The 25922-nt window shown below is 52.1% G+C and carries 35 protein-coding genes and 1 tRNA gene; 17 read left to right on the top strand and 19 right to left on the bottom strand.

Annotated elements, in window-relative coordinates; translation table 11 throughout:
* The 17 genes from BGO59_RS35630 (at position 1) to BGO59_RS35555 (ending at position 8872) form a co-directional block, all read left to right on the top strand.
* The gene (locus tag BGO59_RS35630; protein WP_293692355.1) at positions 1 to 336 is read left to right on the top strand and encodes a hypothetical protein; all 336 of its coding nucleotides are present in this window, start codon (positions 1 to 3) and stop codon (positions 334 to 336) included.
* Positions 337 to 396: 60 nt separating this feature from the next.
* Positions 397 to 1608, top strand: a complete 1212-nt coding sequence (locus BGO59_RS35625) for a helix-turn-helix domain-containing protein (RefSeq protein WP_293692353.1) — start codon at positions 397 to 399, stop codon at positions 1606 to 1608.
* A 4-nt stretch (positions 1609 to 1612) separates the two neighbouring features.
* Positions 1613 to 2371, top strand: a complete 759-nt coding sequence (locus tag BGO59_RS36505; RefSeq protein WP_293871181.1) for a hypothetical protein — start codon at positions 1613 to 1615, stop codon at positions 2369 to 2371.
* Complete coding sequence (locus BGO59_RS35620; protein WP_293692351.1) at positions 2340 to 2594, top strand: hypothetical protein; 255 nt, start codon at positions 2340 to 2342, stop codon at positions 2592 to 2594. The genes BGO59_RS36505 and BGO59_RS35620 overlap by 32 nt, the downstream gene beginning before the upstream one ends.
* A 28-nt stretch (positions 2595 to 2622) precedes the next feature.
* Positions 2623 to 3837: a DNA polymerase III subunit beta gene (gene dnaN, locus BGO59_RS35615; protein ID WP_293692349.1), complete on the top strand. Its 1215-nt coding sequence runs from the start codon at positions 2623 to 2625 to the stop codon at positions 3835 to 3837.
* On the top strand, positions 3837 to 4253 hold the full coding sequence (locus BGO59_RS35610; RefSeq protein WP_293692347.1) for a hypothetical protein: 417 nt from the start codon (positions 3837 to 3839) through the stop codon (positions 4251 to 4253). Before dnaN ends, BGO59_RS35610 begins: the two co-directional genes overlap by 1 nt.
* Positions 4253 to 4483 carry a hypothetical protein gene (locus tag BGO59_RS35605; RefSeq protein ID WP_293692345.1) on the top strand — a complete coding sequence of 77 codons (231 nt, stop codon included), beginning with the start codon at positions 4253 to 4255 and terminating at the stop codon, positions 4481 to 4483. The genes BGO59_RS35610 and BGO59_RS35605 overlap by 1 nt, the downstream gene beginning before the upstream one ends.
* 1 nt (position 4484) lies before the next feature.
* Positions 4485 to 5138 (top strand): hypothetical protein, encoded by a 654-nt coding sequence (locus BGO59_RS35600; protein ID WP_293692343.1) that lies wholly within the window; start codon positions 4485 to 4487, stop codon positions 5136 to 5138.
* Positions 5135 to 5491 (top strand): hypothetical protein, encoded by a 357-nt coding sequence (locus BGO59_RS35595; protein ID WP_293692341.1) that lies wholly within the window; start codon positions 5135 to 5137, stop codon positions 5489 to 5491. Before BGO59_RS35600 ends, BGO59_RS35595 begins: the two co-directional genes overlap by 4 nt.
* Before the next feature lie 11 nt (positions 5492 to 5502).
* Complete coding sequence (locus tag BGO59_RS35590) at positions 5503 to 5820, top strand: hypothetical protein (protein ID WP_080056842.1); 318 nt, start codon at positions 5503 to 5505, stop codon at positions 5818 to 5820.
* On the top strand, positions 5813 to 6265 hold the full coding sequence (locus tag BGO59_RS35585) for a VRR-NUC domain-containing protein (RefSeq protein WP_293692338.1): 453 nt from the start codon (positions 5813 to 5815) through the stop codon (positions 6263 to 6265). The genes BGO59_RS35590 and BGO59_RS35585 overlap by 8 nt, the downstream gene beginning before the upstream one ends.
* Positions 6262 to 6444, top strand: coding sequence for a hypothetical protein (locus tag BGO59_RS35580; RefSeq protein WP_293692336.1), 183 nt, complete (start codon positions 6262 to 6264; stop codon positions 6442 to 6444). Before BGO59_RS35585 ends, BGO59_RS35580 begins: the two co-directional genes overlap by 4 nt.
* A gap of 2 nt (positions 6445 to 6446) precedes the next feature.
* Positions 6447 to 6893, top strand: coding sequence for a hypothetical protein (locus BGO59_RS35575; protein ID WP_293692334.1), 447 nt, complete (start codon positions 6447 to 6449; stop codon positions 6891 to 6893).
* 324 nt (positions 6894 to 7217) lie between these two features.
* Positions 7218 to 7463 (top strand): hypothetical protein, encoded by a 246-nt coding sequence (locus tag BGO59_RS35570; RefSeq protein WP_293692333.1) that lies wholly within the window; start codon positions 7218 to 7220, stop codon positions 7461 to 7463.
* 2 nt (positions 7464 to 7465) lie between these two features.
* The gene (locus tag BGO59_RS35565; RefSeq protein WP_293692332.1) at positions 7466 to 7867 is read left to right on the top strand and encodes a hypothetical protein; all 402 of its coding nucleotides are present in this window, start codon (positions 7466 to 7468) and stop codon (positions 7865 to 7867) included.
* A 124-nt stretch (positions 7868 to 7991) separates the two neighbouring features.
* Positions 7992 to 8081: transfer RNA gene (locus tag BGO59_RS35560), tRNA-OTHER, on the top strand.
* A 236-nt stretch (positions 8082 to 8317) separates the two neighbouring features.
* A complete protein-coding gene (locus BGO59_RS35555) occupies positions 8318 to 8872 on the top strand; it encodes a DUF4468 domain-containing protein (protein ID WP_293692330.1) in 555 nt (184 codons plus the stop codon).
* Positions 8873 to 8914: 42 nt separating this feature from the next.
* Here the strand turns inward: BGO59_RS35555 and BGO59_RS35550 are convergent, their stop codons facing one another.
* The 19 genes from BGO59_RS35550 to BGO59_RS35460 all read right to left on the bottom strand — a co-directional run bounded on the left by BGO59_RS35550 (position 8915) and on the right by BGO59_RS35460 (position 25884).
* A complete protein-coding gene (locus BGO59_RS35550; RefSeq protein ID WP_293692329.1) occupies positions 8915 to 9238 on the bottom strand; it encodes a hypothetical protein in 324 nt (107 codons plus the stop codon).
* A complete protein-coding gene (locus tag BGO59_RS35545) occupies positions 9180 to 9737 on the bottom strand; it encodes a hypothetical protein (protein WP_293692327.1) in 558 nt (185 codons plus the stop codon). The genes BGO59_RS35550 and BGO59_RS35545 overlap by 59 nt, the downstream gene beginning before the upstream one ends.
* Entirely contained in the window at positions 9734 to 10207 is a 474-nt protein-coding gene (locus BGO59_RS35540) for a hypothetical protein (RefSeq protein ID WP_293692325.1), read from the bottom strand. The genes BGO59_RS35545 and BGO59_RS35540 overlap by 4 nt, the downstream gene beginning before the upstream one ends.
* A 4-nt stretch (positions 10208 to 10211) precedes the next feature.
* Positions 10212 to 11429 (bottom strand): hypothetical protein, encoded by a 1218-nt coding sequence (locus BGO59_RS35535; RefSeq protein ID WP_293692323.1) that lies wholly within the window; start codon positions 11427 to 11429, stop codon positions 10212 to 10214.
* On the bottom strand, positions 11426 to 12109 hold the full coding sequence (locus BGO59_RS35530; RefSeq protein ID WP_293692321.1) for a hypothetical protein: 684 nt from the start codon (positions 12107 to 12109) through the stop codon (positions 11426 to 11428). Before BGO59_RS35530 ends, BGO59_RS35535 begins: the two co-directional genes overlap by 4 nt.
* A 5-nt stretch (positions 12110 to 12114) precedes the next feature.
* Complete coding sequence (locus BGO59_RS35525; RefSeq protein ID WP_293692319.1) at positions 12115 to 12942, bottom strand: hypothetical protein; 828 nt, start codon at positions 12940 to 12942, stop codon at positions 12115 to 12117.
* Entirely contained in the window at positions 12942 to 13352 is a 411-nt protein-coding gene (locus BGO59_RS35520) for a hypothetical protein (RefSeq protein ID WP_293692317.1), read from the bottom strand. The genes BGO59_RS35525 and BGO59_RS35520 overlap by 1 nt, the downstream gene beginning before the upstream one ends.
* Positions 13336 to 13824 carry a hypothetical protein gene (locus BGO59_RS35515; RefSeq protein WP_293692316.1) on the bottom strand — a complete coding sequence of 163 codons (489 nt, stop codon included), beginning with the start codon at positions 13822 to 13824 and terminating at the stop codon, positions 13336 to 13338. The genes BGO59_RS35520 and BGO59_RS35515 overlap by 17 nt, the downstream gene beginning before the upstream one ends.
* A 23-nt stretch (positions 13825 to 13847) precedes the next feature.
* A complete protein-coding gene (locus tag BGO59_RS35510; protein ID WP_293692314.1) occupies positions 13848 to 14612 on the bottom strand; it encodes a hypothetical protein in 765 nt (254 codons plus the stop codon).
* Between the two features lie 60 nt (positions 14613 to 14672).
* Positions 14673 to 15842: a hypothetical protein gene (locus BGO59_RS35505; protein ID WP_293692313.1), complete on the bottom strand. Its 1170-nt coding sequence runs from the start codon at positions 15840 to 15842 to the stop codon at positions 14673 to 14675.
* 55 nt (positions 15843 to 15897) lie between these two features.
* Positions 15898 to 16764 carry a hypothetical protein gene (locus BGO59_RS35500; RefSeq protein WP_293692311.1) on the bottom strand — a complete coding sequence of 289 codons (867 nt, stop codon included), beginning with the start codon at positions 16762 to 16764 and terminating at the stop codon, positions 15898 to 15900.
* Positions 16765 to 16838: 74 nt separating this feature from the next.
* On the bottom strand, positions 16839 to 17213 hold the full coding sequence (locus tag BGO59_RS35495; RefSeq protein WP_293692309.1) for a hypothetical protein: 375 nt from the start codon (positions 17211 to 17213) through the stop codon (positions 16839 to 16841).
* A gap of 83 nt (positions 17214 to 17296) precedes the next feature.
* Positions 17297 to 19288: a hypothetical protein gene (locus tag BGO59_RS35490; protein WP_293692307.1), complete on the bottom strand. Its 1992-nt coding sequence runs from the start codon at positions 19286 to 19288 to the stop codon at positions 17297 to 17299.
* A gap of 87 nt (positions 19289 to 19375) precedes the next feature.
* On the bottom strand, positions 19376 to 20332 hold the full coding sequence (locus tag BGO59_RS35485) for a hypothetical protein (protein WP_293692305.1): 957 nt from the start codon (positions 20330 to 20332) through the stop codon (positions 19376 to 19378).
* 71 nt (positions 20333 to 20403) lie between these two features.
* Positions 20404 to 21345, bottom strand: coding sequence for a hypothetical protein (locus tag BGO59_RS35480; RefSeq protein ID WP_293692303.1), 942 nt, complete (start codon positions 21343 to 21345; stop codon positions 20404 to 20406).
* On the bottom strand, positions 21342 to 21584 hold the full coding sequence (locus tag BGO59_RS35475) for a hypothetical protein (RefSeq protein WP_293692301.1): 243 nt from the start codon (positions 21582 to 21584) through the stop codon (positions 21342 to 21344). Before BGO59_RS35475 ends, BGO59_RS35480 begins: the two co-directional genes overlap by 4 nt.
* Complete coding sequence (locus tag BGO59_RS35470) at positions 21559 to 22059, bottom strand: DUF1353 domain-containing protein (RefSeq protein WP_293692299.1); 501 nt, start codon at positions 22057 to 22059, stop codon at positions 21559 to 21561. Before BGO59_RS35470 ends, BGO59_RS35475 begins: the two co-directional genes overlap by 26 nt.
* Position 22060: 1 nt before the next feature.
* A complete protein-coding gene (locus tag BGO59_RS35465) occupies positions 22061 to 23452 on the bottom strand; it encodes a hypothetical protein (protein ID WP_293692297.1) in 1392 nt (463 codons plus the stop codon).
* Entirely contained in the window at positions 23452 to 25884 is a 2433-nt protein-coding gene (locus tag BGO59_RS35460) for a hypothetical protein (protein WP_293692295.1), read from the bottom strand. The genes BGO59_RS35465 and BGO59_RS35460 overlap by 1 nt, the downstream gene beginning before the upstream one ends.
* Between the last annotated feature and the right edge of the window lie 38 nt (positions 25885 to 25922).

Below are 25922 nucleotides of genomic sequence, written 5' to 3'. Positions count from 1 at the left end.
ATGCAGCTAGATTTCACCCGCGAGCATAGCGTTGCTGAAAAGTGCCTGCAACTACGCGATCTAAAAGGCCGTAACCTGTTTGTTGTCGTTCATTGTGGCCGCTACCAGATCATTCATTGCGGGAAGCTGCTGGCTATAAATGACGATGGAACCGTACTGGCTCTGAACTGCCAAAGCGAGAAAAACCGGAACGAATACAGCGAGACGGATTTTATTCAGCACGAACGAACGCGCAATCAGTGGGGCGAGCTGATCAAGCCTAGCGAACGATTTCAATACATCCCGATTGCGTTAATCAGTAAGATTATCGACTACAGTGTTAAAAATTCCGCGTAAACTATTTTGTAATATTAATATTACTTTTTAGGTTGCGCCCTGTTTTTTGAAACGATGATCATGGTACCCGATTCCGTTTTGCAGTCCGAACTGCTTACTTCCAGCGAGAAACTTCTGTTTCCCAGTCTGGTCGTATTGTGCGGTGCTGACGGCAGAACCAATGCTGATAATGACGAACTGGCGGCACGTCTGAACATCAGCGAACGGTCGTGTAGTGCCTTTATTACCAACCTGCACCGGGCAGGCTTTTTAACCGTTCTGGTAGATCGTAGGCTCAAGAAAAATCAGCGCACAATTATCCTGAACGAGTTGACGCAAGATTTTGCGTTAAGTCCGGTTTTGCTACAAAAGCTGATGTTAGCTGACGCAGATTCTTGCGTCAAGTTGGCGCAAATTCTTGCGTCAGCTCTACCTGACGCAAAATCCTGCGTCATGTTGGCGCAATTTCTTGCGTCAGCTAACAAGGAACAATGCGCTGATTCTGAACGATTTACAGAAGTTGACGCAGAATTTTGCGTCAACCCTGGCCAAGATTCGAGGTTTTCAGGTAAAAAAGATAATAATATATATAATAATATATTAAATACTACACAAGAAAGTAGTATTAATACTACTAGTAACTTTTTTGCAAAAAACCTCGAAAATGCCGACCTCACGCAAAATCCTGCGTCAACTCAACAGCCGTTCATCTGGCTAGGCAGTGAGCCGGTACTGGCTTCGGAACTCGGTCAACTGGTCAGCCTGCGGGGCATCAATGATGATCAGGTTGCGCCGTTCGTAGCCGAACACACCGGACGCACCTATAACGATCTGAAAGAGTTGCAGGATTTGGTTCGTAAGTGGCTCCGGCGTACGAAGCCGAAAGAGCCGAAGAAAACCGTAGCTCAACGCAAACTCGAATTCCGGGACAAGCTCAACGAGTATCACAAACTGAATCCGGGAAAATATCCGGTCGATTTCTACAGAGAATTTTTCGAGTACTGGACTGTCACCAACGAACGGGGAACCGTGATGCGCTTCGAGAAAGACGCCTATTTCCTGCCCAGCCTCGGACAAAAACTAGCCTACGCCTACAAAACCATTTACCTCAAAAACCAGACACATGCAACCAACAACCGAACTGGCACCACAAAGCAACATGCCTTTGTCAGCGCAACCGACCTCGGTGACACAACTGGAGCCGAAAACGACGATTCAACAGATCAGGGAAGCCAGCCTGACGAAGAAACTGCCGGACACGGACTTAAAACAGTTTTCATCAATCTGGAATGAAATCATGCTGCTGTTAAGCATGAAGGTCGAGAATAAACCCGCGTCCATTGAACAGCACAAAGAATTACTGAAAGCCCTAACCGCTTACGTGAAAACGGAATACCCAGGCGTAACGACGGGCGATCTGCTACTAGCTTACCGACTGGGCGTAAAATGCAAACTACCGGGCAGGGACGGCGAGCCGCTCGAAATGTTTGCCGAACTCAATCCGCGCTCCATCGGCAAAGTCCTGCACGCTTACGAAGAATTCAAACGCGAGCAGTTAACGCTGAATCCAGCCCCGTCAAAACCGATTGCCGGATTACTGCCCGAATACGTACCCTCTCAGCAGCAGCAGGACAAAGCCAATGCCCAATTGGTACGGTTCGCGTATCAGGCCCAGCAGCAGGGACGCGATTACAACGATCTGGGTAACCTGCTCTATAACTGGCTCGACAGCAAAGGGCTGATTCCGTTCAACCGGGAACGTAAGTGGGAATTTATGAAGCAGGCTCAGGAGCGCATCCGGGCCGAAGAAGCCGGACACGGTTCAACCGGCAACATGCAGGAGCATAAGGACGCTCGCAATCTGGCCGGACTACTGAAACAGGCTACCGAACAAGGTCAGCTATATCTGCCGCAAAAAGACCGCATCACGACCAAAGCCAAGCAAATCGCTTTTATCGAACTGCTGAAAGATATGATCGAATTCGATCAGACCCCCGACGAACTTTTAAACTCAATTTTTGACAATGGCGAAGAAAGTGAAACCGAGCAAGAATGAAGCTCAGACGATTACAATCAGTGGCATTCCCGGCCTGAACAATTGGGCGAACATATCCAGTCCACGCTACAACGGGCCACTGCCGGACTTCACCGGACAACTGCGATGCCTGACAGGCGTACAGGACATGGGTAAAGATCGAATCATTCTGATCAAACCCGAGCAACTGGAAGCCAAGAAAGCAAAGTACCCCCAGCTTCAAGTAATGGAAACCGTTCGATAATCAATTCTCAATCAAACAGATTAACACAATGACCGCAACAATGACCGCTCCGAACCCAACGATTGACGAGCAAATCGCCGAACTACAGGCAAGTATTGCCAACACCCCTGTAACAAAAACCTGCTTTATCATCAGCAGTAAAATCCTGCATAAGCATATCAAGTCGCTACTGTCTGCCGTATCGAGTAATCCGATTGTTCCGATTCTGGAAAACATCCTGTTCAGTGTCGATAGCGACGAACTGCTGACACTTCGCGCTTCTGACCTGCAAACGAATATCTGCTGCGAATTACCCGTCGAGGTAAGAGGCATCAAGCCAACCACTAAGCCGGTTCAGTTCTGCATCAATGCTCGACGACTCTACAAGCTACTTTCCAAGCTGCCGGAACAGCCGATTTCGCTAGCCTTCGACGGAGATAGCAAAGTAACAATCTGCCCCGATTCAGGCTATTACAATTTCTTTTCCGAAAACCCGCTTGATTACCCCAAGCTGCCAACGCTGAGCGAACCGGCCAGGTTTACGATGGCCGGAAAGGTTTTAGTCGATGCGCTGATCAAGACGCTACCGTTCACCTGTGGCGACGATCTGCGCCCGGCCATGACCGGCGTTTATTTCGAGGGCTCCAACATGGCTGCAACGGATGGGCATCGGCTCATTCGTGTTCAGGTGGATGGACTCAATACCTACGTCAGCTTCATCCTGCCCTATAAAGCCGGTAGCGTGTTTCTGAAAGCCTACGGCAAATCTGACGACAACGTTCACTGTGAAGTTGTAAAAAATAACATGCGCTTAGCCTGGGCGAATTATACGCTGATCGTTCGCCTGATCGATGAGCGATTCCCGGATTATCAGAACGCCATTCCGACCAACAATTCAATGTCGGCAGTTATCAACCGGCAGGCGTTAATCCGGCTCGTTTCCCGGACACTGGATTTTGCCAACCGCTTTACCCATCTGGTCGCCTTCACGTTCAGCAAAGGCAAGATCACTGTCGAAGCGGAAGACCTTGACAGCTCGGAAGACTGCACGGAGTCAATGGCTGTCAAGTATGACGACTACACGTTCCAGATCGGGTTCAATGGCCTGCTGATGGCCGATCTGCTCAAGCATGTTCCCGGTTCGCACATTCAAATCGAAATGTCGGCACCCAACCGGGCCTGCGTCATTTACCCATGCGACGGGGAGCCAGATAAAAAACACCTGTCATTGTTAATGCCGGTCATGCTAAACACCTACGCCTGATGACACTTGGATTCCGCACTAAATGGGGCAAGCCGCCCCGCCCGACCGAGTTTGAGGAGAAAATCCTGGACGGTCGCAAAAAGCACACTTTGCGTGAAGACCCGAAAGATCGGTGGAAAGCAGGCAACTCCATTCAGTTCGTTGTCGGCAACCGAACTAAAGATCGTCGTCAGTTTGCGACTGGCGAATGCACTGCAACGCAATCCGTGTATTTGTATACCGAGATAGATTCTGGACGAATTGGCATTCAGGTAAATGGGCGTACACTCAACCGGCAGGCTATCGAACTGTTCGTTCTCAATGATGGATTTGATTCGCTAGTCGAGTTTGATAACTGGTTCAGGCCTCTAATCGAAAATGCGCCAGGTAAATTATTGATTCGTAAACTCATCCACTGGACAAACCTACGCTACTAATGGCCGAACAGACCCAACCCGCTAAGAAAGCAATGCAGTTCACCATTGACGAGGAGATTGCCGAAGTGAACCGCGAAATCGGCCTGCGCTACGGATTCTACAAGAAAAAGGTTGACGCAAACCAGATGACGCAGATGGATGCTGATTACAGGATCGGCGTCATGACCTCGGCCCTGAACCGGCTCAAAGCCCTAAAATTTTTACTCTCCAACATTTCAAACCCCTACTAACATGTCTACAGCACAAACAGCCCAGGCAGCAATCGATTTCAAGCCCATCGGTCAGACTTTGCCCCAAAAGCCAGAACGAGAACGTATTCGTCGGGGCGGCTACGAATCACGCTACAACGAAGCTCTCGACTACCTGCGAGCTGAACTCAAGAACGGCCAATCGGCTGCGCTCCAATCCGGCGAAATTGCCAATACGTTCAAGATTACCAGTTCATTCCTGACGCTGTGCGTAGCCATGAAAGCTATTCAGGATGTGGGCTATCAGAAAGGCAAAGGCAGGATGTTTCGTGCAACGCCATTGCTCAGCCAGATTGACGGGGTTCAGCTTCGCAATTTCCGGCTCAAGAATTTCCCTAATCCTGAATCGGCTCCGGCAGTGCCGCAGCATTTACTTGAGAAAACACCGGAACAGCGTCAGGCGCTTGTTAACGCCATGAATACAATGGCGGTCAAGATCAAACCCGGTTCCCTGTTTTTAGTCGGTCAGGTTCAGGGTACAACCTTTACAGCAGACTTGCACGATCAGTTTGCCAGTGCTGAGCAGGCGGAGGATTTCATACGTGACTATTCGCTTGAATCAGGCCAGAAATATGCTATCGTGCAGGTTACCAGTGTGGTCGAGTCAAGAATGACGTTACTGCCTTCAACGTTATGACCGAACTGGAAAAGCGAGTAAATGGCATGATTGCGTATTCAGACAGCACACGCAGTTTAATGCTACAGGTTCGCAAAAACGCGCTACTGCGAGCCGAAGCCGGTTTAAAGCGCGAGCAGCTACAGTACTTCATTGTGCGCTGTGCTGGATTACTGGATGAGTTCGGCCTTCGCATGGGGCAAACCATCATTCACAACAAGGTCATGTACGTGCTGGCCGAAATCGACGGAACCGGCAATCCGGTCGGGCATCGGATTAAAGCAGACGGCTCCGTTAATCCGAATGATAAGGTTTCCCTGTTTAAGTCCCGTTTAATGCGCGTAGAGTTAGTTTCACCACAAAAGACATATTAATACTACATTACATGAAAAAAGTCATTCTAGCCGTGTTAATGGCCGCTACGAAAGAAGGAATACTGTGCGAGTTGACCGTTAGCGTCAAAGGCAATCACATTACGACGCAAGGCTCGCTAAAGATCGACGGCCCGGTAACGGAAAGTAAGATCAACCTCAAGTTCTGGCGAGGGGGGCAATCCAGTGACCTGACGCTTGATACCGAGCAGAATACCGATCTGAGCGTTTCCAGCAACGACGACAGGTACGAAATCGGCATCGGTGGCGTCTGCATCAGCTTTCAGGAAAAATTCCAGCAGGACCCGTTCACCGTTACGCCTAGTGCCTGATCTGATCACCGCCGATCAGTTTCAAGCCCTCAACAAAAAGAAGCCAGCCAAAGGCAACCCGGAACACGACCTGCAATGTCAGGTCGTGTCTGACTTCGATAGAGATTACCCGGACTATGAAGGGTTATTGTATGCGATTCCCAACGGGGCAAAACTACCCTTCAAGAACGTAACCAATAAGAAAACCGGAAAGGTCAGCCGGTACTGCCCGGAAGCCCTGAAATTGAAAGCCGAAGGTTTACGGCCGGGGGTTCCCGATCTGTGTCTGCCGGTTCCCAAAGGTCGCTATCATGGCCTGTACGTCGAAATGAAGTACGGCGACAACAAGCCGACTGCCGAACAGAATTACTGGATGCAGCGACTTACCAAGCTCGGCTACTGCTGCCGGGTCTGCTACACCAGAGCCGAAGCCAAACACATCTTTAAAACCTATTTGTCATTATGAAGAAAGGCAAGTTCAATAAACTACGCAACAAAATCCGCGAAGCCGAAGAACGCGGATTTAATGAAGCCCTGGACATGATGAAAGAGTTCGTCATGCACAATCAATTCCAGCAGGTCGGTTCGCCCGAAACATGGCATAAAGTCCTTAGCAAAATCATAGACCTACGTACTCCCTTCTGATCATGTTACCAATCGACTTTCCCGGACGAAACCGGATTCTGCACGGCCCCCGCGATGAACAGGGCAACCCAACGAGTGATATACTGGATTTACCAAGCTTTACCAACGATGTTGTCTGTATTTCCTGCTGGCAACTGACCGACGAGGAAAAGCAGCAGCTTCGTCAGTCGCTCGGTATTTACGTTTTTCTGTTTTACAGCCAGATCGACCCGATACACATATCGGCAATCTGTCCGATACGCAATTATTCGGTCGTCGTGGAGCCGGTGGCACTTAACATCCTTTACAAAGACGACGAAAAGTGTATTACCTACTGGGAGCTTTCCGACGATGAAATCGACTACATCCAGCATACAGGTACGATCTGGTTTACTATCCAGTCCGGCGATACACAGCCCCCGGTCGGCTTCATGACCGAAAATCCGTTTGTTCCCCAGCCTATTATATGATCGACCGACAATTTGAGTGCATCACAAAACAACATACTGATGCCGCCAGGACGCTAACAATGGTAGAAACATACCCGCGTCTGTTCGAGCCGGAACATAATCAATTACTGGCAAAAATCCGGGACGAATACAGTCAGCTTGTCAATCAATTGATTCCCAAACAGCCATGAGTATTTTGCCCAAAAAGAACCACATTTTTCGATTTCAACTGTTTAATCTGTTGTTCTGCCTCAAAGACAGCCGCAGGCATCTGATGACCTACGTAGAACATTACGGCGGTGACTCAACCGTTCTCGGCCCGTACGTGTTCTGGATTAAACGACTATGAAAATACCGAAACGGCTGGACCTTACCCGCTCCTGCTTTTACCAGCTACCTGATGATACAGCTAATATTATTGGCTACGAATTGATGTATCGGGCAAAATATCCCGGCATTTTTAAGATTCGATCAGGAACAACGTTTTTCTTTGAACTCCAAAACGCCCAGGCTCGCGACGCCTTTCTAAACTCGCTCGAAGTGTCCTGCCGTCAGTCCGGCCTGATTACCCAACGAACAACTTTATATTAACCATGAAGAAACCACATTTTGAAGTACGCTCCCTGACTGTCAAGACAATGGTTGTCCAAGGCCAAACCGTTCACCGGCATTTCTTTGAGTGGCTGAACCGTAGCAGTCTCGATCAGTGTTATCTGCGGCTGCTACTTATCCGGCAGGACGGCACCAGCATTGGCGATATGCACGATCTGAAATTTCCGAAAGTAAAACAGCTCGGAACCCTTACCGTCGAGGAGAACGGCCAGAAACTCACAAAGCCGCATTATAACGCTTCGACGCACTTCTTTGTCGATGCCGATGAAATAGCCGCAGGATTCGATTATTACACGGCTACGCTCACCAAGAAGTCAGACCCGACCGTTGCCGTTATCAGCAAGAAGCGCGAAGACTTGCGCCTAGCCCACGAAAAAGTATAAAAAAATTTCTTGCGTGATGTAATATTAATATTACATTTGCAATGAGGCTGTTTTGAAGCAGAACGGAGTGGGGTGCGCATCAGGGGAGGCTGGCGCACCGCTTCTTTCAAAGCAGCATCTACCGCGCGGGGTAGTTCAGAAGGTTAGAATAGCGGAATGGTCCGCCATCGCGGTCATAATCCGCAGGTCGCCGGTTCGAGTCCGGCCCCCGCTCCTACCGAGAAGCCCATTTTTTAGGAGGGCATTAATTGATTGAGCGCGATACGGCCCACGAAACGAGGGCAGCATTTTTAAAGGGGTTGTACGGACTTAAACTAACCCCTCGCCGGTTTTTACCGGCAAGTCTTTTGGCGATGCTGATGGAGCGTTGTTAATTGTTTGGTTAAAAATGAGGAAGGTTTTAAGAACGCCCGGACGCTTTGTTCGGGCTTTTCTTTTTTATTTGCGCCCATGAAACAGCTTCTACGAACCCAACAACCTCTTGCGACCATCGCCTTTATTATTCTTTTAAGCCTATCTCATTCAGCCAATGCGCAGGATAATACCCTGAAAGGTATCTTGCCCCTGCAAAACAATGAGGTATACTACAAGCAAAAGTTTGAAACCCCTGGACTGTCTAAAGCAGAGGTCTTTCGACGCGCCCGGCGCTGGTGGGTATTAACCTACAAGTCCGCTAAAGACGTTTTGCAGCTTAGCGATGAAAATACCGGCGAACTAATTGGTAAAGGATACAGCTTCGTTGATGCGCCCAGCGAGAAAAAGGATATGCCGATTTCGTTTATCGTCCACTCGACAATGACACTCGATGCTGCTGACGGCGGATATGTCGTTACTGTCAGTCAAATCAGATTGCTGAACTCATGGTTTGCTTACCCAGGCACGCCGATTGAGAGCTACAAACGTTCGCCCGAAAAAAATCTAATCCGCGTCCTGCAAGGCACTGACCAGAAAATAAAGGATACGTTTGCATCGATCAACAAGTTTGTACTTACCGAATCTCTTTAAACATTAACGAAAAGGCCCCGACAGCAATGCGGGGCCTTTTCGTTAATGTATAGCGGCTCGTATAGCCTCAAACGCGATGTAGGTAAACAGTCCGCGCCAGCACCAGTTTTCGACTTTCGGCCAGTTAACAACTGGCTTTTTTACGACTGGAGGTTTGGTCGTGGCTGGCCCGATACTGGGGCTGCGGCTCTTTGGGTCTACCGATGGCTTACTGATCGACAGTAGCTTTACGCTTTCATTCAGCCGCGTAATCGTTGAATCCTTGCTTTTGATGATCTTTTTCAGATCGGCCACATCAGCCGTTAGTTTAACGACCTGAAAATGCTCGAACAGTACCTGCCTTGCCCCATCCGGTGTTAGGGTCAAACTTCGGGGCGGCAAGACTTCCGCCTGAAATAATGGGCGTGAATCCGACCGATTTGGCAGGCTGTCTACCTGGCTGATTAACGCTACCCCGGACGTGTCGATTGAACACGCTGTCGAGGTCAGCCTGTAGGCCAGCATCATTAGCACGGCGTAACTGCTGGTAATAAATAACTTCATCTTTTTCACGGTCGTCCAGACGTTTATAGAGTTCACGGATTTCAAAATTCGCTTCCAGTGTATCGGCTCGTAGCCGCCATAGTTCGGTATCCTGCGCCTTCACAATCGAATCCTGATAGGCAATTGCTTCGCGAACTACTTCGTTGTACATGCTGCACGATTTGAGGCCGAACCCCACGATCAGCAGCCAGATCAGCACCGGCAACGCAGCCGGGTACCAAAGGATTTTCCAGAGCCAGCGCAGCCCGGACTTAATGTGCGTCCAGATCGGGAGTGCATACCCCAGCAGGGGCGTAAGTTTTTGCAGAATAACAGCTATCATGGCTCGACTATGGTTTCAGGTTCAGGACTGGACTCGACCGGCGTTTCTGTTGGAGCATCTACCGGATTGGGTTGCGGTCGTTGCGATGGCGGAATAACCGGGTCGAGAATAACCGGCATTGTTCCGCCGTTCACTTTCACTAGCGCCGGTATGATTCTTGGTTCAAGCATAATTCCGGCTCCTAATACCTGTTTGGTTACGCCGGGGTCAATCCCCTCGATACGTTCGTAATCGTACTCGTGAGCCGTCCCCAGAATCATTTCAGGCTCATCGTCAGGCCCGAAAATGTACACAGACCGAACAGCCGCCCGGTTGTCGGGTAGTGAGTAGTTACTACCGAGAACACGTTGATTATTCGTTGCGTCGATAATCCGTCGAACCGGGCCTTCTGCAACATAAGCCTCTTTTTGCTCGAAGGATAAAAACGGCCATATAGCCGCAAAATGCGCGAAAGTTGTTGGCTTAAACATAGCGTTATTGAGTTAATTTTTGGAGATAAGCATTAGATAGCCGTTTGGGATAGTAAATGAACTTTTGAATCCATCCCGAATAGTTGGCTGTACTGTTTCGATCTCGACCGATGTAGAAATTCACAATACCATTGCCTATAGGCATAACCGTTGCCGTCCCAGTAACAAGGGTATTATTGTAAGCCAGGCAAATGGATCCGGCATTAAAACCAAATGCTGCTTTACTGACTTGACCAAACGTATAGGGGCTGTACTGTATTCCATTTCCGGTAACGTTGGCATAACCGCCCCCGTTGGGCATTTGCATCCGTAGAATATTGCTAGCGTTAAGCGTTGCTAATATTTCACTTTGAAAGGTTTGTCCGTCACCGAAGCTAAATAGGTAGCCTCCCCCCAAATTGTTGTATTGCACAAAAACGCTGGATTCGTTCTTGCTGTACCAGGTACCTGAATTGATAGTGAGGTAGTCTGTTGCCCTGGTGACAGCCGCAGTGGTTGTGGGGATATACGAAGTGACAAATGAACCGACTTCCGCTTGTGCACCCCAAATAATGCAACTACCTGCAACGGTTGTATAAAAACCGTTAGGATTGTCTATAGCAAACGTACCAGTTCCGGTTGATGTCGCGGCCTTCGTAAATGAACAACGATAATAACCACTACCCACGTTAGTAATAGTCACATTCGTATATAGACCACTGGCGTTAGTAAAGGTGCCGTTGGTTAAATTGAATACAATCCCACTTCCCGACCCGCCACCCATTGCTCCGTCTGTTCTGGCGACAATCTGAGTCCCTTTAGCGTAAAAGGAAAAACAATAGGTAGTACCCGTCGTAACACCAAAACTTTGTTGACAATAGGCACCATTTTGGCCGAAAAAATTAATTAGACTAGCAGTAGTTGTTCCGTCAGGCGCAACATCACTATTAGCTGTAATTGAGCAGTTACTTTTAACCCATGAACCAGTAGTATAAGCAGAACTTTGTACTATAAAATTTTGCCTACTTTCCTCTAATAATATTCCCCTACAAGTAAGCGTAACCGGGTCGTAATCAATCCGAGCTACATTACTTGTAGCGGCTGTTAGAACGCCCGATGAGTTGTAATACGTACCGACTGATGATCGAGAAAACGTTACACCGCTAGGTAACGAGCCTTTTGTAAAATCTAAAAACAATGAAGGCGTAAACAGGCCAACATTCCCGGCTAATGTCTTTATCATTGTTTGTAGTAGGTTACGTCAATGACCGTTGAACTTGCCGCGACCAGACAGAAGATATTCGACTTGCCGGGAGTGATATGCCAGTCAATCGAAGCCCCGCCCGGAAACACGCAGCTTGCCGGAAACGTGATTGTAAAACTCCCGGCCCCGCCCTGAGTGACTTTCAGATAGACACATCGCCCAGCCGACACATTAGTTAGCGTCAGCGTTGGCACATTGCCCGTCAGCGTAATAAAGTGATACTGATTGTCCTTTGAATTAGCAAAGAAGTCAATTATATAACTCGTTGATACACTGGCGCTGTTTACCGGATTATTCGTCGCGGCTGCTAAGGCTGTACTGGCCGAGCCAGCAGCAGCCTGTTTACTGGCGTCGGCGGCATTGGCCGAGCCAGCAGCAGCCTGTTTACTGGCGTCGGCGGCATTGGCAAAACCAGCAGCAGCCTGTTTACTGGCATCGGCGGCATTGGCAAAACCAGCAGCGGCCAGTTTGCTATCGTTAGCGGCAGTGGCCGAGCCAGCCGCAGCCTGTTTGCTGGCATCGGCGGCATTGGCAAAACCAGCAGCGGCCAGTTTGCTATCGTTAGCGGCAGTGGCCGAATCAGCTACGGCTGCTTGCAGATCAGCAATGATAGGCGTTAGTGCCTGTCTGTGTAAGAATTCTACTTCGATTCCGGGCATTGCGTTTAACTCAGAAATTTAACTTTCATGTAGGGGTAGTGCGCTTCTGGATGATTCTCAATCTGGATATTACCCCCGATACCCATCTTGATAGCGTATGCATCCATTGAAATAAAAGCCAGGATATTACCGACCAGCGTTTGCGCCTGCTGCGCTGCTCCGGTAGCGACACCGGCCTGTTCAGTTGCCGTCTGAGCCGAACCAGCCGCAGCAACCTGACTATCGTGCGCAGCCTGTTTACTGCTTTGCGCGGAGCCTGCCGACTGTTGAGCCGCAGCCGCTGCCCCCGTACAGGTTTCTATCGCTCCTGTAATCGTAGCTGCCGACTCGGTGGCCTGTTCCAACTGATCGGCAACCGCTTCCAGTCCTTCGCTTACCTGCTGAGCCGCCTGCTGCGCAAACTGGGCGTAGGACATCACCAGCCCGGTAGCGGGTGTGGCATCCATAACCGCATCAATGACCTTGTGCGACTCATCGACCGTTACGCTTACGCCCTGAACGTCACGAATGGTTTCCGGCGAACCTGGACTTATATACGTTACCTTCGGCAACGCATATCGATACGGACTACCGACTGACGGCACGACTTTTACCGTCATCAGGTACGTGCCTACATTCAGGTCAGGCAGTACAGCCGCCAGCTCATTGGTTTGTCCCGGCTTGAGCAGCGGAACCGTGACCGGGTTGATATTCTCGCTCTGACGAAGCTCGACAAACAGCAGCAGGCTCTGCGTCGGCACCACAGCAACGGTACTTCCGCCAACGTACCGGCTCAGATTTATTGCCAGTACGTTGGGGTTTCCTTTCCGAAAACGCAGCGGAGTTGGTTGCATTAGAATCCGTCGCTTTTGGTTTTGCTGCTTACCGTAATGTCGTCGCCTGGGCGCAGTGCCGGACTGGTCTGCGCCACTCTCGAAGGAGGTTGCCCCAGCGTATCGACAACGACCAGATGCGATGTACCGTGCTGTAGAGCGTCCTGCTCGATCAGCGGATTAACCGGCTGATTACTTAGTTCGGGTACGTCGCCCTTGTTATGCTTCGGCTTGGTGAGCGTTACCCAGGGGCAACTCGGACAGGGCTTCACCTGTCCCGATGCCTGTTTAAGATAAGCAACCGCAAACGCGCAGGTGTCGCACCGATAGATGGCTGCACTGTCTACGTGCATCGCCAGCTTTGCGCTGTCTACCTGCTCAAGCGTTACCGGCTTCTGTTCGACCCGTACGCAGTTACTGAGGGTTAACATGCATAGCAATCCAATAAGGCCGCACAATGCAATAAATGTCCTTTTTGTTCCTGATTTTTTCATCGTAAACGCCCTCCCTTCCGGTAGGCTTTTTAATGCCGTTGACACCCCGATCACTCGTGTTGCCTTCGACGGTTTTACAATAGGCATTCCCTTCCTGCCAGTCTTCCAGCAGACCGACGTGCCAACGCCCGGAGGAGTAAAAAACTACTACGTCGTTGCGCTGCGGGGTGTACTTCCGCCCGTTTCGAGTCAGGGGGCCGGTCGCTCTCGACCAGACGATATAATCTTTCTTGAGCGACCAGTTACGCGCCATCGGTGCGTATTCGATTACCGAATTCCAACCCGCCTGTTTGATCGCCCATTCGACCGACGTTCCGCAGTAGGGCGAGTTCTTGGCTAGCCCCGGATGATACGTCGTGTTGTAGATAGCGATGCGCGGGTGATCGTTCCGGTTCGTCGTTTCCCGCACCGTATTCTCGCGTTTGAGTATGGCTACAGGGTCAACTCCTGCGGGCTGCTGTGCAGAAGCACATAGAGCGAAACCAGCAGTAAAAGCCCAAACAATAGCCCAAAAACGAGCACCCGGCGAAAGGCGGGTTGCTGATCCAGTGACCGCAAATCGTTGTAGAAATCGTAATCCGTTTTGTACCATCCGTTCAGGTAGATATAATAGCGTGGGTGAATCATAAACAGCAGCCCCAGCGAAGCCCCGACCGCCGAAATCAGCGGCAGGATGGCCCCGATTGTTTTCTTGAGGTACAGAATCCGAAAGTCGCCTACGCTATCGGCTTCCGGCGCGTATTTACTCAGGTTGTCGTACCAGCAGGCGAACCCGAACCAGATCAGTACGATACTCAGCGCAAACAGGGCAGGCTTCAGATGCGGCAGCAGCCCGTCGAGCAGCGAAGCGTTCCGGCTTTCGGTTCGCTCAATCACGCCTATCGCTTCGCCGGATGTCGTATCGTTCGGCGATTCAGCGGGAAGCACCGGCTTAAACACCGGGGGCGATTGCACGTTAAGCCAGTCCAGCGGGTTCGGCTGTTTCGATTCGGGCTGCCTGTGATCGGTAGCCGCCACCGGCTGCGCTCTGGCACGTTTGGCCCGGTAGCGGTCTTGCGGGTGCAAAGGCCGGTCGCCTTTAGCCTGGGCTTTCAGCGCATCGATCTTGTTCCACATCCGCATACCGGCGATACCGAGCAGGATTGCCAGCCCCAGCAGCCAGCCTTCGAGAGTAGAGAGAAAACAGAAAATCATCATTTCGAGGAGGAGAAAAGCCGGTTCAGATTGAGTACTGAACCGGCCCGGTAAGTGAAGAGATTAGACAACCGGCTCCGTATTGACCAGTCGGGCGCCGATAATACCTGTGTACGTACTCCAACCGTCATACGCTTTTGCGAAGCCAGCCGGACGGGTAAAGACCCCGTACAGGCCCGACGACGGGGTGACGATCTCGTAGGGGTACTTGGTCGTATCGTATTCACGAACGCGCAGGTCAACTTTCAGATCGAATGTCGGCGAATCGTACTGTGCAATTTTGAGACGAGCCCCACCGAACGAGGTGTTAGCCACTTTCTTTTTCTTGACAATCGTTTCGTGTTCCATGATCTGCTGCCAGCAGGCCGAACCCGGCTCGATGATCAGAATTTTATCCTGACCGTAGCTCGTGTCGATCTGCGGATCGTAGTAGAACTCGGCAGGAAGGGTATCGTACATGGCTTTCGCGTCCATACCCAGCGAGTTCATATCCATGATCTTCGACTTACGCAGCCAGCTAACCATTTTCAGTCCCCCGATCACTATCCACTTACCCGTAACGCCGTGAACCGTACGCAGATCGTTGAGGTAGCCCCAGAAATCATCGCGCAGCTTGCTATCGGTGTAATACAGGTAGATGTCCTTCGGTACGGCTGAGTTGGTAACCTTGTTGGTGCCGACAGCCGCAATCAGTGCCGTCAGTGCCGCCGTGTTCAGTGGCTGCAACAGGTCTTTTTCAACCGTCAGGTAGAATTCCAGTGCGGCTTCGGTCATCTTGGCCGCGTCGCCAGCGTCAAGCTGAACAGCGCCAGCGATAACGCCGTCGTAGTACTGTTTAGCCGCTTCTTCCAGCGACATCAGATCAATCGTGCGAAACTCAAGATCGTACTGTTTGTAGCCGGTATACGTTACGTCCAGCTCAGTAACCGCACCGGGGCGCGTCCCGGACGTATTGACCGAACGCGTCGATGAGGTCGTACCCGTCGTGTACTGCTTGCGGTAGTTGAGCCGAACCTTCGGAACTACGTCGTCCGCTCCGGCTCCGGCTTCAAAGCTCAACCGCTTCTCCTCGCCAGCACCTTCGGCACTCATGGCCGTTTGCAGTCCGGCAAGTTGCGGAGAGCGCAACGCCTGCAAGCTACCGATCTGGCTGAATTTAGGCGCGTTCTCCGCCGTGTGCATGATGCAGGCTCGCAGGATTCGAGCCGCCGATAAATTTACATTGTTTGCCATCTTGGGCGATTTTGTGATTAAGATTGAAACTCGTTACAGATCAGCCATCGACCCGTTACTTGTTAGCCGCGATTTCCTCGGCAATCATGGCGTCAAGGGCTGAATTTTTCGTTGTGGCTTTGTCTGCGCCAGTCGGAATCTTTACCGTATCTTTCGATGTGGGGTCGGATTTTTTACCGTAATCGTAGGCGGTAATCGTCAGGTCGGCCAGCATAGCCAGGTCAACCGCCTTGCCGTCCAACAGCAACGGCTGTTCGGGTGAATCGGCCCGCATGATCTTGCCGTCAGCACCGATCACACCTTTCAGTTTTTTATCGCCGATACCGACCTGTGTAATCAGATCATGCGCATCCGAAATGAAATTGCGCTCGAAATGACGGTCGCCCGATGTGTCGCGCAGTTTGCCCGAACGGACGGCTTTATTGAGCAGTTGCACGTTCGTCAGCTCGGTTTCACGCTGCGACAGCCTGCCCAGTACCGTATCGTGATCGGTCTTTTTGATATAATCCGTACCAAGCTGCCCTTTCAGCGCATCGTATTCGCCTTTCAGGTCGTCGTAGTTCTTGTCGCCGGTTTTGGTACCTGCTTCATCGAACGCCTTCAAAATGAACAAATATTTCTTGTGCGAATCGTTCGGCCCGAACTTGGCATACTCCGTTTTCTGAGCGTCGCTCAACTTCGACTCATAGGTTTTGAGCATGTTGTCAATCGGGTCCAGTGCTTCGGCCTTTACCCGCTTTTTGACATCCTTGAAAATGTCGTCGTTGCCCTTCGCTTCGTCGGCAGTCATCAGCGAAGCCAGCACTTTAGCGGCCTCGTTATCATCGTACTCATCTTCGAGTTTTTCGATGAATTCTTTTGCTTGTTCGGCTGTTAGCCCGTATTTCTTTAACGCGGTTTCGAGAAAAGCTCTCCGTTTCATTCTGGTAATTGGTTTCGGGCCAGCAAGGCCCCGGTACGCATGAAAAAATTAGTAAGGGTTAGTCCGAATCGGGTTTAGGCTTCCGGCTCGGATTCGTCGGTATCGACCTCAGCGAAATACAGGATGTCGAATTCTTTGCGCTTGCCGTCAGGAATCGTAAAGTCTTCGACATCCTTGTATTCGGGAATGCCCAGCACTTTGGTCAGGATGTGCGTCGTGTCGCCCGTTTCCTCGTCCCGGTCCATCGCTTCGTACCCGGCTTTGGTGAAAATCACGTTTCGGGCCTCCTCGACGGTGACGACCTTGTTGCGCTGCATTCGCTTCCGGGGGCCAACCTGTACAACGATCTCGTGATGCGGGGGCAACTGATCATAGGTCTTTTCGGTCGTCTTACGCGCTTCCGTAAGTTCAGCGGCTAGCTGAGTCGCCGGTTTAGTTGTTTTTGCCATAACTCATTGAAAAAGTTTCGTTTGTAATACTCGCAATTGATCAGACCAAAAATAGTAATATTAATATTACATTTTCAAAAATATTAATTGAATTGTTTTTGCTGGGTCTGCTCAATCTGTTGTACGTCCACGGGTGGTTTCAGGCTCAGGGGGTCAATCGTTGGAAATGCCCCTCCGCCAGCGCCCCCGGTAGCGGCCAGCCCGACCGTCTGCGGCCCGACCAGCGCCTTACCCCGACGAACGATTTCATTGTACTGCTCGGTCAGACTTTTCTGCCAGAAATCGGCATCCTCGCGCAGTGCATCGGCAACCAGTCCGTCAAAGTCCAGCGACAGGTAGATACGTTCGATCTTAGCCCGGTTTTCGGGGCTGTCCGGGTTACGGAACGCTACGCCGAGCAGGTAGGCTTTCATTTCCTCGGTAACGTCAAGGTACGGGTCGCACTGCGTCCGCAGTACATACCGCCGGTATTCGTCCGACTGTTCGCCGGTCGTATACAGCAGCATCTTTTTTTCGTACGCCTGCACCAGCGTCGGGTCGTACTTTTTATCCTTGGCGTTGTTGAGTTCTTCGCGGGTCAACTCCGCATTTTCCAGATCGAGCCGGACGGGGGCCAGCACTTCCGGTAACTGCTCGCCGAGCCGTCCGCTGGCTCCGAATCGCTGTGCATCGATACATTCGTAGCCGAAACTCATCAGATCGACAATATGCACCCCGTTAACGACCAGCGTACGCAGCATTTCCTGCCTATCGTACCGCTTACTGGCTCCCGACTCATCGTAGGGCGTTTTACGGATAAACTGCATATCAATCGTGGTGTAAGCCTCCTCGCAGTTGCGTTTGAATTCTTCCACGAAGGTTTTCAGCGATTCGATAGGCCGCTTGATAAATCCGCCAGGGTCGCCACTCGGCACGTTACGCAGATCACCCGGCGTAGTGCCATCGCTGGCATCGACGTACATAATGTTCAGACCGCTACCCGTATCGTGAAAGCCGGTGCCTTTACAGGTTGGGCATTCTCTAACGTCGATGATCGCGCCCGGCTCGCCTGACTTCGTACCTTTTACGTCATCCCGGATATGAATCACGCCACCCGTACAGCCGGGTTGTTTGCATTTGCTGGTACTACGTCGCCATTCCTTACTGGCAACGTGAAAGTTGGTCTCTACCTGAATGTCGCTCTGATTGCGCTGGCCGAGCCGAATATGCGGCAGGGCATCGGCGATCAGACTTTCGTAATACTCCTCGCCTTTGGGTGTTTTTTTGATGCGCTTTAGGCCGATCTTTCGCGCTGGCATCGTACTACAGTAGTGCCGGGGTGGATTGAACAACTGCCCTTGCAGGTTGCCTTCCAGGTCATACAGGTTTTCCATGCCCAGAATCTGCCAGTCAGCGATACGCTGGCCGTTCTGATTGGTCGATAGTCCGGTCTGACGCGCAATCGTGTAGCTGTCATGGTCAAGAAAATACAGTACGTTCCCGGTCGGTTCATCGGGCGTATCGCCCGGCAGCATCGTTTTTTCGGGCGCTACCAGCACGGCGAATTTCCCCCGGCGAAACATCCAGACATCCTGACACGGAATAATCATCGCCTGCGGTCGGGGGTATTCCGCATCACTTAGCGGCTGCTCGACCGGCAGCAGCAGCAGTACCGCGTTCGGGTCATCAACGTAGTCCGATTTTACGTTCGAGAAAAACCACTCGACAAAATCACCTTCCGCCGAAAAGCCCTTGCCGGTGTAGGTCTGAAGGCTATCGACCTCCTGAATGTCAGTCGTCGGCCATTGAACATCGAAATCGTCAGCCTGTCGGATGTAGTCAAGGGCCGAGATTACCCGGCTTTTAAAGCCCCGGAAGACATTCTCGTAGACTTCCTTGCGATACTTCTTATGCTCCGGCAGTTCACGCGGACGGTCTTTGTCCAGGTATTTGGGGTAGGCATCCCCGAAAACCTGTTCGATTTCGTCGCGGTGCAAAATGCTCTTTCCGTAAAATTTGTGCAGCAGCTTCGAGCCGGGACGGTTTCGACCGGCCCCCTGTTGCAGATAGGGTAGTAAATCCTGAAATGATAACATGCTGATTTTAGCTAAAAAACAAGGCGGTCAAGCCAGTGGCCGACCGCCTTGTTCAGAATAGACACAGGTTTACTTCGCTAGGCTGGCTTACTTGACAATAACTTCCAGCGTCCAGGTGCCGTACACACCACAGGTATTTTCGGCTGCAACAGTATACACGTAGCGACCCAGCGGCATAGCAGAGCCGATAGTTACCTCGCCGGTATCACTATCGATAGTTACCAGTTCAGCGGTCGGGATGTCGTCCGAACCGTTTTTAAAGATCGAATACCGCACGGCCCCGCCCTCGTTGACGGCGCGCTTGATCTTGGCAGCCGTGCCTGTAACCATGTTGTAGCGGTTGGTCGTACCCGCTACCAGAGCAAGGTTTGTCGGCGCTGGCGTTGCCACAGCGAACGTATAGCGTAGGGTTTCAAATTTAAGCCCCGCCATGCTGATGCCCTTTACCGGCTGAATCTGACCATTTGCCTTGTTCCAGCTAATGGAGAAGCCGCCCGGAATGTCCTGCTCAAAGTTGCCTGACAGTTCGTAACCAATGCCATCGAATACCGGCGCTTCGCTGGCGTAACGGATAACCTGAACGGTCGTATTGGTAAACAGATAAACGTCCAGCGGCCCCAGCGCACCGGCCCGAAGTGAGTTCCAGAAATCGACGTTGGCGAACGTGTCCCGTACCATGAATTCAACCTTTTCGGCTACTTCGCCCGTAGGCCGGGGAGCCGACTCCGAACCGTAGGTCTGGGATGCCTTCCGCTCGGTAGGTTTGGCGGCTTTGCCGTTCACCAGTCCGTTGCCCAGAAACCAGCACTGCCCCTTATAGGCCAGGTCTTTCAGTGCCGCCACAATATTACTCGCCGTCAGCGGTGCGGCTGGCGCTGCGCCGATGGTGTAGTTAATGCCAAACTCCGGCAGGCTGGCCGCAACAACGAGCGCGACGGCTATATAACTACCCTTCGGCTGAATCGAACCGTAATCCGCAGATCGGTGTGCCGTAGCTGCCGAACCGGGCGTCACGTTCGGCATGAATTGCTGTAATGTTCCCATTGACAATGAAATAGTTTGATTTGGACAAAAATAAAAAAGTAATATTAATATTACCTATTCGCAAAAATAAATTACGGTTTAACGACGGTCAGCGAGCGCCAGTTCGCCGAATTGGTATCCCCGCTCACCCGTGCGTACAGGGTGTAGGTTCCGGCAGGCACCGGATAAAAGCCAACATCCTGACAGTCGAAATCGTGAAACTCCATAGCCTGCCATGTGCTGGTAAACGGTTCCAGCTTGCACTGACACGCTTTGCCAGCGTTGACGATACCCCGTATGATGTCGGTTCCGCTGCCACGCGAATAGGCCAGTGCGATAATATCGCTGGCCGAGGGTGTCGATGTGGACGGACTGAACACGGTAACACTGATCGTCTGCGAAACGAATGCCGTGTCGCTATCGCCTTTTACGTCGATAGTAACCGTAGCGGCTGCTGTAAAGGTGCGGCTCAGTGAATTACCGAACGCTTCGGACGAAGCCCAGCGAACGAGCGGAGTACCGTTCTGGCCGGTGACGTTGGATACCGTAACGACGGTTTGTGCGACCTGTTTGTCGATCAGCACACTGAACAGAATCGGCGTACTGACAATCTGCTGAATCGTTTCCGGGTCCGGCCCCACCACCGAAACTTTTAGTCGTGGGTCGTAGCTGGCCGCAGGTTTAACCCCGAATTCAGCTTCGTAGGCACTAGCCGCTATGATCTCCGTAGAGCCGTTCGGTCGCGTCACCGCTACCGTATCCGGGGTTTGCCATCCGGTCGGCGGGTTGGCGCTGGCCGTTACCACGACCGGCGCACCGGCAGCGTTGCCGCGCTCGGTCACGCTGGCCTGAATAATGTCATTAGTCGCCAGCGCAGGAACGGCGATAACGACACTACCGGCACTGAGCACCCCTTGACCGAGCAGAGACGTACCCCGGTACACCAGAATGGCCGTACCGTTGGCCTGATTACAGGCGACGGTGACAAAGCCGGAACCGTGATAGGCTCCGGCAGTAATGGTTGCCAGATTCATTCAGATGTCAGCAATTTAGGATTTACGGTATGAATCTCCATCGTGAGCGAGTAGGTTGCTGGCAGTGACGAGCGACCGACAATGTGCGCTTCTCCGCTGATGATTTCACCCTTGCCCCAGGCTTCGGCTTCGCCATTTAAAAACAGCGATACGCCGGTTTTGTCAACTACGCCGGGGGCCGCGATCAGCACCCGGCCCCCGGTTTGATCAACACTACTGATTCTGATCAACTTTTTCATGTTCTTTTTCATTTGCTTCCTGATTTATACGCCGGTATTTATCCCAGTTCCAGCCGCCAAATAGCCGGACGGCGCGGTAATACAGCTTGTTACGCCAGCCGCCCGGATGAAAGCGGTTCATAAGTTCCAGATAGACCTGATCGGCATATTTCCGATTCATCTGCGAAAACACGTAATACCGGCCCGGCTGCTGGGCAAACTCCTCCCAGTGCATGTACAGATAGTCGTGAACGACAGCCGCGATGTTAGTTCGGTTATCGTATTCGGGCAGGATATTACCCAGCCACAACGGAACACTGTGACAATCGGTTACGAATCCGCACGGCAGCAGTACTTCCTTGTTGTCGAGCACTTCCACAATTACCGGGGCCGTCAGCTCCATCTGATCAGGCTTTTCCAGTCGGTTGCTCATCGCTACCCGCAGCCGATATACGGTATCGGTACGGCGAATTCGGGCAATTACATCGCGGTTCATCTTAGGCAATAACCAGGTATTGAAAATCAAAACTATCCACCGACAGAGCGGTTCCGCTGCTGGACAAACTAAAGCCGTTGGGCGTAATCGCACTCACGTAGACGCGGGTAAGCTGCTCAGCCGCTTTTGCATTGCGTGCTGAAATCTGCACCGCAACCGGAGTCGCGCTGTACGCTACGTTGAAGGTCAGCGTTAGCAGGTTATTACCAGCCGAAGAACCGGCACTGGTAGTCAGGGTAAGTTTACCCGCTATATCGTTACTACCTGCCGCAACGGTAACGCTGGCCGTGCCGCCAGCACCAGCCGTACTAACGGAAGCCGTTGGCAGGCTACCCGTCGATACGACCCCTTTTGTCTTTAGCCGACCGGCAATGTCCAGCATTTCAGCCGGAGCAGTAACGCCGATACCCAGCCGTCCAGCGCCGGTCAGTGTAGCCAGAAACCGTTTTGAACCAGCCGAAAGCATCTGCCAGAAGCTAAAGCCGGAACCCGACAGGTTGGCATTGATCAGGGCTACATCGCTATTGCCTGCAATGTAATTTGAGCCGATACTAATCAGCCCATTACCCGGCGAGGTGATGACTGGCGGAAACAGGCCGCCGTCCGAATTGGATGCGTAGAAGCTCGTGAACCGGCTTCTCAGGTTCATCATTGGCGGGTAGGTTGCCGGGTCGCCTGAATCGAAATACTTTGTGCCGGTAACGGTAGCCTGCGGAATCAGCGAACCATAGATCGTTGCCTGCAAGGAGCTGTTTACCCGTACGGCAATCGCCCGAAAGTTATTGTCCGTCATGGCGTATACGATCAGCCGCCCATCGGCAACCCGGTAGGCGAGCAGACTGCAATAGGACGCGCTCCCCTGGGTGGTGTACTGGTAGTAAGGGTCACCGGCTGATCGGTTGGCGATATACAGATTAATCAGGATGTCGTTTCCTTCCGCCGACGCCCAGGACTTGGCCCGTAACTCGATTTCGGCAAAGTCGTTTGTCCCCCCCGTTATGGCAGGTAGTTCACAAACCGGGAAAAATCGTGGACTCGTTCCCCCATCGACCGGGCTTGTAATGCTGGATACCGTGCCGGTTCCGGCCAGTCCCGGCAAGCCCTGCGGCCCCCGAACGCTAACGGCCAGATTAATATCCGTGACGAAACCCGTACTGCCCAGATACGTATTTACGGCAGGCTTTACGCCAGTCCCGTTAACCCAGTCAACAACCTTTATGACTATATTGGGGCCGTTAACCGTTAGCGCCAGCACCGGCGACCAGCTACCATCCATTTCGATCAGGTCGAGAATCGCCAGTAACGCAGTTTTGTCTGTATCGCCGTCGATCAGCGCCAGACCATTGTAGCCATAATGAGCGTTTACGTACGCTCTTGCTTCATTAATTGACATTAGTGATAATCCTGATTAAAGTCCTCGGAATGATCGGGTCCGCGCTCCGTAGTTTCGGCGTGACCTGTTTGTGTTTGCTCTATTACATCCATATCGGGGCCGCACACCGCCGAATTGATCGCAGCCAGCGACACCGTAGCCTGCAAAGTCAGCCGGTCACCGGGTTCCAGCCGTAACGTTCCGGCCATCGACAGTACCCCAGGGCTGAGCAGCGTACTAATCCGCAGGCGGTCGTTCACGTAGGCCGACAACACGTAAGGCTCCACCGGACAGAGCGCCCGTAAGTCATACGTCGCCGGGTCAACCGTCATCGTTTGCTCAACCGGAATTAGTTGCTGCTGGCTGCGCAACCAGATACCTTCAAGCGATTCGGTTCCAGTCACCGACTCGACAAAAGCCGCAGAACGATTGCCCGGCAGCGCAGCCATTCCCGCATCGAAGTGCATGGATTCGGCTTCGTACAGGTCTGTCTGCGCCTGATACAGTTGCTGGACAGGCGTAGGCTCAGTTTCCCGGTAATCCGACTGCGCCCGATACGGCAGGCCATCGATCTGTAGCAGTGGATGTTTCAGCGCCAGTAGCAGCGCCCGATGAAACGCAGCCGGTTGCATGGTCGTCGTCAGCGTGTGGCTGTAGTTGACCTGCAAGCTGGTACGGATTGTTCTACCGCGTGGGGTGCTGTACTGCGTCTCAAGGGTCTGCTGACGCACTGGCCCGACGTAAACCGGCAGACGTAGCTGCTGCATCAGTCCGGGTTCGGCGTACTCGTAGCCTAATACCTGATCAAGACCGGATAGGCTACCCCAGCGCAGGACACTCGTACCCTGCGGCCCGATCTGCACCCGCAGCCGGTTAGAAACGCCAACAACCTGACGCAACTGCCGATCACGAAGGCCGAGCGAGTAAATGCCCGGTTTGAGCGACGGCATCCGTACTTCACAAACAACCTGTTTCGGTCGGACGCAACTTGGCAGCGCACTCAGCCGAACCGGCGCTACGTCGTCCGGCTCGCTATACCGAACACCGCGCCGGGCGTATGCTGCCAGCGTGCCACCAGTAGGTACGTCAATCACGAACGGATTGGTGGTATACCCCAGCTTACCGGCAATCGCAATCGGCGTGTCCGAAGCCGAGGCTACAACGGTTTTGGTCGTCACGCCACTTTGTTCGACCACAAATTCATTACCGCGCTGAATACTGCTGCCAACGAATATTTTCCAGCGCGTAGCGGTGTAGGCTTCCGTTGTAATCTTTGCACTCAGGTAGATACTCGGCGCATTGGTGTTGGCTATCGTCTGCGAACCGGGATCTGTCGTCGCCACCGGATTCTGTCCGGCTGGAATCAAACAGAAGCCGCTACTCGTGTTGAACTGTGCCGCAATCGTTGCCGGGGTATCGCTGGCCGATGCTACGACGGTTTTGGTCGTCATGCCGGTAGCCGCGACCTGATAAATATTTCCAGCCTGCACATCGGCCCCGACGACGGCCTTGTATTTATCCTGTCCGGCTCCGTTGTTTGAGTCATACAGCAACTGCAAGACCGGCTTATTCTGGTTTTCACTGCGGTAGACGCCCGTACTGGCCTGTATCGCAACCGGCGTACCTGCATCGATCAGCAACGTAGCATCCGCGCCCAGGCCGAGCCCCGAAAGAACCTGTGCCGGTGTGTCGTTCTGCTCAGCCGTGTAGGTCAGCCCCTGCAACTGAAAAACGTTACCGGCTTCAATGTCGTCATTGACAACCACTTTATAACAATCCGTTGCGCCAATGCTGACCGCGCCCTGAGAGAGCATGTTCAGTGCCGGGCTGTTCGTGTTCCGGGCGCTCAGATCGAGCTTGCCGAGTCCGATACGCCAGCTTAGCAGTTCGTCATCCGAAGGCTGAAACCGGGCTGACTTGAAAATGCGAACGATCAACTGATTGCCCCGTCGAATGGTCACTACCGGCGCGTGTGGGTAGGCTTCGTACTTGCGCTGTATCGCTTCGATATAGTCGTCCAGACTGGAAAACTGACCAGAAACCGTACCGAGCACCGATAGCGCCGACGCCGTTGGTTCCGCACTGGGCGAGTCCTTTGTGTATACCGTCCGCATGATAGCGAACTGCTGCCCACTGGCCGGTAATGAATCGATTGTTAAGGCGAACTGCACATACTGCTCACTGCGCTGCCGACGAACGATGCCGATACGTTCACTGCCCGCTAACGCCGGATTGACGCGCACCGGCTGCTGCGCCGGATTGAGCAGTACAATTTCGCTCAGTTCGGGAATCTGCCCTTTCAGGTCGGATTTTGGTATCAGGAACCGGATGACATCACCAGCGACAACCGGCAAGATCGGGTGCGCGTCCTGGGGGGTCAGGGCATTCGTCGGAATCATGCGGTTATCATCGGACACCGCAAAAAATCGGAGAAAATGCACAAATTGTCTCATGCCCGAAGGTAATATTAATATTACAAAAAAAGAACAAA

The sequence above is a fragment of the Spirosoma sp. 48-14 genome, from assembly GCF_001898575.1.
Classification (GTDB): Bacteria; Bacteroidota; Bacteroidia; order Cytophagales; family Spirosomataceae; genus Spirosoma.
Note: the sequence above shows the minus strand (reverse complement) of the source record. Positions and strands in the feature narration are given on the sequence as shown.

Coding starts and splice junctions, on each gene's coding strand:
- BGO59_RS35630 (WP_293692355.1), top strand. CDS start 1: ATGCAGCTAGATTTCACCCGCGAGCATAGCGTTGCTGAAAAGTGCCTG.
- BGO59_RS35465 (WP_293692297.1), bottom strand. CDS start 23,452: ATGTCAATTAATGAAGCAAGAGCGTACGTAAACGCTCATTATGGCTAC.
- BGO59_RS35565 (WP_293692332.1), top strand. CDS start 7,466: ATGAAGAAACCACATTTTGAAGTACGCTCCCTGACTGTCAAGACAATG.
- BGO59_RS35490 (WP_293692307.1), bottom strand. CDS start 19,288: ATGTTATCATTTCAGGATTTACTACCCTATCTGCAACAGGGGGCCGGT.
- BGO59_RS35595 (WP_293692341.1), top strand. CDS start 5,135: ATGACCGAACTGGAAAAGCGAGTAAATGGCATGATTGCGTATTCAGAC.
- BGO59_RS36505 (WP_293871181.1), top strand. CDS start 1,613: ATGCTGCTGTTAAGCATGAAGGTCGAGAATAAACCCGCGTCCATTGAA.
- BGO59_RS35580 (WP_293692336.1), top strand. CDS start 6,262: ATGAAGAAAGGCAAGTTCAATAAACTACGCAACAAAATCCGCGAAGCC.
- BGO59_RS35620 (WP_293692351.1), top strand. CDS start 2,340: ATGGCGAAGAAAGTGAAACCGAGCAAGAATGAAGCTCAGACGATTACA.
- BGO59_RS35460 (WP_293692295.1), bottom strand. CDS start 25,884: ATGAGACAATTTGTGCATTTTCTCCGATTTTTTGCGGTGTCCGATGAT.
- dnaN (WP_293692349.1), top strand. CDS start 2,623: ATGACCGCAACAATGACCGCTCCGAACCCAACGATTGACGAGCAAATC.
- BGO59_RS35485 (WP_293692305.1), bottom strand. CDS start 20,332: ATGGGAACATTACAGCAATTCATGCCGAACGTGACGCCCGGTTCGGCA.
- BGO59_RS35590 (WP_080056842.1), top strand. CDS start 5,503: ATGAAAAAAGTCATTCTAGCCGTGTTAATGGCCGCTACGAAAGAAGGA.
- BGO59_RS35470 (WP_293692299.1), bottom strand. CDS start 22,059: ATGAACCGCGATGTAATTGCCCGAATTCGCCGTACCGATACCGTATAT.
- BGO59_RS35505 (WP_293692313.1), bottom strand. CDS start 15,842: ATGGCAAACAATGTAAATTTATCGGCGGCTCGAATCCTGCGAGCCTGC.
- BGO59_RS35570 (WP_293692333.1), top strand. CDS start 7,218: ATGAAAATACCGAAACGGCTGGACCTTACCCGCTCCTGCTTTTACCAG.
- BGO59_RS35475 (WP_293692301.1), bottom strand. CDS start 21,584: ATGAAAAAGTTGATCAGAATCAGTAGTGTTGATCAAACCGGGGGCCGG.
- BGO59_RS35625 (WP_293692353.1), top strand. CDS start 397: ATGGTACCCGATTCCGTTTTGCAGTCCGAACTGCTTACTTCCAGCGAG.
- BGO59_RS35600 (WP_293692343.1), top strand. CDS start 4,485: ATGTCTACAGCACAAACAGCCCAGGCAGCAATCGATTTCAAGCCCATC.
- BGO59_RS35510 (WP_293692314.1), bottom strand. CDS start 14,612: ATGATGATTTTCTGTTTTCTCTCTACTCTCGAAGGCTGGCTGCTGGGG.
- BGO59_RS35535 (WP_293692323.1), bottom strand. CDS start 11,429: ATGATAAAGACATTAGCCGGGAATGTTGGCCTGTTTACGCCTTCATTG.
- BGO59_RS35575 (WP_293692334.1), top strand. CDS start 6,447: ATGTTACCAATCGACTTTCCCGGACGAAACCGGATTCTGCACGGCCCC.
- BGO59_RS35500 (WP_293692311.1), bottom strand. CDS start 16,764: ATGAAACGGAGAGCTTTTCTCGAAACCGCGTTAAAGAAATACGGGCTA.
- BGO59_RS35480 (WP_293692303.1), bottom strand. CDS start 21,345: ATGAATCTGGCAACCATTACTGCCGGAGCCTATCACGGTTCCGGCTTT.
- BGO59_RS35605 (WP_293692345.1), top strand. CDS start 4,253: ATGGCCGAACAGACCCAACCCGCTAAGAAAGCAATGCAGTTCACCATT.
- BGO59_RS35530 (WP_293692321.1), bottom strand. CDS start 12,109: ATGCCCGGAATCGAAGTAGAATTCTTACACAGACAGGCACTAACGCCT.
- BGO59_RS35540 (WP_293692325.1), bottom strand. CDS start 10,207: ATGTTTAAGCCAACAACTTTCGCGCATTTTGCGGCTATATGGCCGTTT.
- BGO59_RS35525 (WP_293692319.1), bottom strand. CDS start 12,942: ATGCAACCAACTCCGCTGCGTTTTCGGAAAGGAAACCCCAACGTACTG.
- BGO59_RS35520 (WP_293692317.1), bottom strand. CDS start 13,352: ATGTTAACCCTCAGTAACTGCGTACGGGTCGAACAGAAGCCGGTAACG.
- BGO59_RS35610 (WP_293692347.1), top strand. CDS start 3,837: ATGACACTTGGATTCCGCACTAAATGGGGCAAGCCGCCCCGCCCGACC.
- BGO59_RS35495 (WP_293692309.1), bottom strand. CDS start 17,213: ATGGCAAAAACAACTAAACCGGCGACTCAGCTAGCCGCTGAACTTACG.
- BGO59_RS35545 (WP_293692327.1), bottom strand. CDS start 9,737: ATGATAGCTGTTATTCTGCAAAAACTTACGCCCCTGCTGGGGTATGCA.
- BGO59_RS35555 (WP_293692330.1), top strand. CDS start 8,318: ATGAAACAGCTTCTACGAACCCAACAACCTCTTGCGACCATCGCCTTT.